The following is a 6,014-nucleotide window of genomic DNA, read 5'->3' on the forward strand; positions in this document are numbered from 1 at the left end:
CAACTGCACATGATGCGGCTGGTCGGGCTACCGCTATCAGTACCGCCGATAGTGCAGCTGCCAGTGCCGCGGCAGCCGCAACCAGTGCGGCCAATGCAAACACATCAGCGCAGTCAGCTGCTTCTAATGCAGCCAGTGATGCTAGTGATGCAGAGTATGCTGCTGGTAAAGATTCCAATAATTCTGCTGTTCAAAGTGCCGCAGCTGATGCGGATGCTGCAGCTAAGGCGGCATCAGATGCCGCTATAAAGACTGCTTCTGATGCTAAAGCCGCCGCCGATGCATCGACAGCTGCTTCTAATGCAGCTAGTGACGCAGCTGCTGCATCAAACGCAGCTTCTGCCCAAGATGCTGCTAACAAAGCAACAGCAGCAGGTAAATCCGGTGCGGCAACAGCTGGCGATGCAACAAATCAAAACGCAATTGCTTCGGTTGCTGAAAAGAAAGCTGCTAGTGATGCCACTGCTGCCACTTCAATGGCCGTAAGTGATGGCATTAAAGCAGCTAGTGATGCGGCAAAGGACTCAAGTGATGCTGCTAACGGAACTAATTCATACGATGCTAAAGCTTCTAATGCCGCCAAGCAAGCAGCTAGTGTAGCTTCTGAAGATGCCAATGCAGCCAGTTATGCCAAGAAGGCTGCAAGTGATTCATCCCGAGTTGCTTCTGATGCAGTCGATGCAGCTAGTGATGCGAGTGCTGCTAAGGGGGCTGCCAGCGATGCCAAATCATTGTCTGATGAAGCTGCTTCTGATGCTGCTGCCGGAAATAAGGCTGCCGCTTCGACCGCTTACGATAATTTCTGGAATAAGGTAAGTGCAGCTAGTGATGCTGCCAAGGCTGGTTCAGCGGCTGAAAGTGACGCCGAGAAGTATGCCAATGATGCAATTTCGGCTGCTGGTAAAGCAACCAGTATTGCAAATAGTGATGCTGCTGCCCGAGCAAACACTGGTAGTGCCACTGTTCCGAGTCAGGCACCAAGTAATAACGATCAATTTAGCCACCAAGCAGCTGTGCCAAGCCAAAATGAATATGTTGGTTACTATACCAAGTTGGCAACCGATACGATCATAACGAAACATGGTATGTATCGTTATAGTGGTAAGAAATTCGCCAAAGCTAAAAAGCTTGCCTATGTTCCAAAGGGCTCGGTTCTTCACGTTATCATGATTGACACCAGTGGTGATACGACCAGGTTTGTTCTTCGCGATGGTTCGTACGTAACCGCGTTGAAGTCATTTGATAAGTTTGTTTCAATTAAGGCTGGGTATCGCATTGACACTGAGGGCACTTGGTACATTTCCTCTAAGAAAGGTGTCTACGAATATACTGGTAGTAAATTCAAGCATGCAAAGCGAGTTCATTACTTAAGAAAAGGAACTGTCTTGAAGGTTCGAAGAGTTGTTAAGGTTGGTTCGATCACTCGGTTCCAGTTAACCAATGGTCGTTATGTAACCGCTAAGTCAACGATGATTAAACAACTTAAGAAGACCCATAAGACGTTTAACTATACTTCTGCCAAGAAGGTACACGTTGTCAATGCTAAGGGAGCTTACCAATATAAATCGGTTAACTTCAAGCAGGGTAATCGCGTGTTAGTTGTTAAGAAGGGCCAAACACTTAAGGTAAGAGCTGTCGTTTTGGATGGCAGTAGGAGTCGTTACCAATTGACTAATGGTCATTACGTGACTGCAAACGTGAAGTTTGTGAAAATTAACAATAAATAGTTCATAATTTATGGATGATATTGCTGATGAGCTTACTAATATTATTAATGTCTTACACAGATGTATGAGAAAAAAGAGCAGACGAGAAAAATTCCCGCTTGCTCTTTTTTGATGGAATTCATAATTTTTATACTGTATAACCACTAAAATCGGGGAAGTAAAATTATAATTTAATTAGAAAGGGTGTTTTTCCTAATCTCATTAACTAATTTATTATATAAAAATTGGCTTATGGTTTTAGCTAAAATTAACAAATTGTTGGGATATAAGGCTTTTTAACGGCAATTTAGTTAACATCAGTTATGAAAATTTAAACCAATAATTAACAAATGGTAAGCATTAAAGTTCCCCCTAAACTAATGAATGTGTTATCATTTAACCATCAATTTATGAAAGAAAGTAGATTAAACTGAATAATTTTTATGATCTTTAGTATTTCTCTGTTACATGCATATGCCGAATAGGGGGTTTAGACATGCGTGGAAAAAATTCATCTCGAAATAATTTATGGGAAAGGTCTGATAAATCGAATCTTCACTATAAGATGTATAAAGTTGGTAAAAAATGGGTATTTGCCAGCTTATTTATGCTATCTTTAGGTTCATTTATGCTCACCGACGTGTCGGTTCGTGCTGATACGCAAGATAAACTAAATAGTAATGATAACAATACCCGAACGGCGTTAACCGCAACGGCAGCTGATCCTTCATCGCAGGCGCCAGTGAGCGAGGCTGCTGATACCACCCAAGAAGTGTCGACGACAGCTGAACCTGTTCAAAGTGCTGCTTCAAAGAGTGACGCCGTGGTAGCGCCTTCGAGCGACGGCACGGCTCATGCTACTGGTACAACCAGTGCTGCGAGTCAAGTGTCTTCAACTGGTTCCAATGAAGCGATGAGCGATACGCAACAAACCTCAATCGCTACTGGTAACGAATCAGCAGCTAGCTCTGAAGCGACCATTTCGACCAGTGCGAGTGAAGCAGCACCGGCAGCCTCAACGACACCTGAGTCGGCAGCAACCAGCACAGCAGCAAGCGACAACGCAGTGCCAACGAGTGATGGTAATAAATCGGCAAGTTCTTCCAAGTCGAGTGTACCGACAGATTCCAACGTGAGTTTAACGGAGGATGCGAAGAAAGCTGATTCGACTGCCAGTGATCTTGAATTGACTGATAACGGACCAGCTACGGCCAAAGCAACAACCGTTAAATTAGGCCAGCGAGCCATGTTTAGTGCGCCGGCTGATGATACTGGTACTGACGATGTCGAAGCAGTTGTTAATTCATATAATGAACTCGTTAGTCAGGGTAAGATTACGGACAATACGACGATGGATGTTACAGCACTGTCCGATGATCAACTTAAGGCGTTAAAAGCTGCAATTGTAAAGTCTGGTAAGACGGTTACCCTCGCAAAAGTCGATGCAACCGCGCAGAACTTAAGTGCCGCCGCTGTCGATACGAGTTCACCTTCATATCAAATGGGATATACCGATGCTTGGAATGACCTCAAGAATGGAACGGGTAAAGTGCCGACGATTGCTGATATTGTTGATGCCTATAACAATTCACCGTTAGTTGCTGGGTCGACAACGGAACACACCATGCTGAATGCAGACGGCACACCAGCTTGGACGGGGAGAAAAATACCGGCTACTGATGGTGTCAGTATTACGTGGAATATGGATCTTATTGGTACTTATCCATTGAACCAAAAAGGCTATTGGAAATTAGGCAGTACGTTCCTAGGAAACAACAAAACATTGACCCTTAGCGATTACCGTGCTGGATACGCCGCCTATGTCAAAGACTATGCCAAACAAATGGTTAATTTTATGACCCAGGTTCAAAATCAGGTTCAAAATCCTGATAACGGCGATAAATTGGTCAATACAACGAAGTATAATTCTAGTGATTTGACTGCAACCTCGGATATTTGGTCGATATTTGGTACCGCAATCACTACAGTTATCGGGAAATTATTAAACGTTTTGGGTCAAAAGGATGTTACCTCATCGAACCCAGCTATTTTTGGAGTCAATACAAATTCTAGTGACTCAACGGTTAATGATCTTGTTAAGTCTAGTGTTACAACGATCAACGGGTTCATTGCATTGGCATTACCATACATTCAGAATGGAATTATGAACCAGGCTTTAAGTGATATTCGGTCGTTTGGTGGATCTCAGGGCAGTCAGACTGACGGTTTTTCCGTTACCCTTCCTGCAACGTTGACGGAAGCAATGAATCTCAATGCACCATTACAGAAACTTGCTTCCGCATTTGGATTTGGTAATGTCATTAGTTCCACGATTGTTAATAACGTTTACTTATCAATTGCCAAGGGAGTTCGGACTGCTATCAACAGTCACTTCCAAACTGGGCTTGATGCGGCGGTTGCAAATATCATGAACGGAACTGTTCCTGCGATTGATTATACAAAAGTCACGGGCTACTCAACTACTGACATTGGCAAATTTGCGACAACTAATCAAAATGCTGGCGACATCACTAAGTTCGTTGAGGCGATTGGTTATGCCTATGGTCAGAAATTGGTTCCAGCTATTTTGAAGATGGCAGTAAATAATGTAACCAGTAACACTGGAACCTTGACCGCTCGCCAAATTGTTGATCAGTTGCACGCGGATAAGGTAATCAGTGATACTGAATACACGCTGCTTACCACTCCCGGGACTACAGGTACTGATAGTGCAGGAAACCCAACCACGAAGTATTCAGAAGTTACTGGTAAAGTTAATTACCAAGCAAATCCTACTGGCGCAATGAACACAATTTTGGCAATTTATAACGCCGAAGTTAACGCGATTAACCAAGCTAAGGCTGATTTTGCTGCCAACCCTAACACGACTATTGATAGTAGTAAGGTGCAATTTGTCAACCAGGGAACCGCTGGTAATAACGTTTATGATTCGAAGACAGGGACAATGACGGTGTCAACCGCGATTACAGTTAATGCGGGCGACTATGCAAAAATCCTAGCATACTTACAGAGTTCCGACGCTGCAAAACAAGGCCAGGCTGATGCTGATGTGACATCGCATGACCAAAAGAATGGTCAGGTAGTAGATATTTCTACGACCGATAAAACTTTTAAAGGTGATACTAGCCTTTTGAGTAGTGATCAACTAAAAAATAGTTTAGATGCGATTGTGCAAAGTTTAGGTCAGTCAGCCAGTAGCACACTGGGAAAATATTATATTGAATCCTATAATGCCGAAGCCAAGTTAGCCAATGCTGCATTTGCTGCAGGCCAACAAGCGGCAAATGAGCAAGCAAAGAGTGATTATTTCAAGAAAAATGGCACCCTACCAACAGCTACGGTAGGGGATGACTCTGTTTCTACCAAAGTCGGCGATGTCACATATAGTGGTGCAAATGATGGAACTGCCTCAGATTATAGTTCGACGTCAGGTTTGGGTGGTTTTGCTACCGGGACTGCCTTTGTTGATGGTTATGTGAAGAACACTCAAACTGCAATTAAGAATGCGTTGAATGACATTTACAATGATACTCATGTTCAAGCGTCTAACGCGGCGAGTGATGCATCTCGAGCCAGTGATGCTGCTGAATCCGCAAATGCATATGCTTCAGCAGCATCCGATGCAGCTCTTGTTAATCCTAATAATGCAACCGTTGCAAGCGATGCTAAGGTTGCATCGGATGCGGCTGTATCTGCTGATGAGCAGGCTACTGTCGCAAAAAAAGGTGCATCAGATGCAGCTGTTCAGGAAAAAATAACGAGCGATGCCGCTGCTGGAGATGGGAATGCTTCAGATGCATCAGATGCCAAGGCGGCTGCGGATAAAGCTGAACGTGATCGTGATAATGCTTCAAATGCTGCTAAGGATGCTAATAACGGTGCCATAGAGTCATTAGCTAATAGTGCAGCTTCAGATGCCACTAGTAGAGCTGCTTCTGCTGCAAGTGACGCTAAGGTTGCCAGCGATGCGGCGGTCAAAGCAGCGAGTGATGCCAGCGCAGCCAGTGATGCGGCCGTGAAGAACCCAGCTGCGCAAAGTGACGCGAATAAGGCAGCCAGTGCGGCGAGCGATGCTAAAAAGGCTGCGGAATCAGCAATCTCAGATGCAAGCAAAGCTGCCAGTGCGGCTGATAAAGCCAATGCGGCAGCTAGTGATGCTCAGAATGCTGATGATCCTGCAAGTGATGCTCAGAATGCAATTAATGCTGATTCTGATGCCACGGCTGCCGCCTCTGATGCGAAGACTAATGCAGATGCAGCAACTAATGCCGCTAAAGACGCTAACGA

Annotated in this window: 2 protein-coding genes; both read left to right on the plus strand. The window is 44.5% G+C overall.

The features are described from left to right. The coding region (locus tag FC98_RS14900; protein ID WP_235803646.1) for a DUF5776 domain-containing protein at positions 1-1,727 on the plus strand (1,727 nt) is incomplete at its 5' end. Between the two features lie 475 nt (positions 1,728-2,202). Beyond that, positions 2,203-6,014 (plus strand): KxYKxGKxW signal peptide domain-containing protein (locus tag FC98_RS13285; RefSeq protein ID WP_169788699.1); only part of this gene is annotated, 3,812 nt, incomplete at its 3' end.

It is taken from the genome of Lentilactobacillus kisonensis DSM 19906 = JCM 15041, from assembly GCF_001434135.1.
Lineage (GTDB): Bacteria > Bacillota > Bacilli > Lactobacillales > Lactobacillaceae > Lentilactobacillus > Lentilactobacillus kisonensis.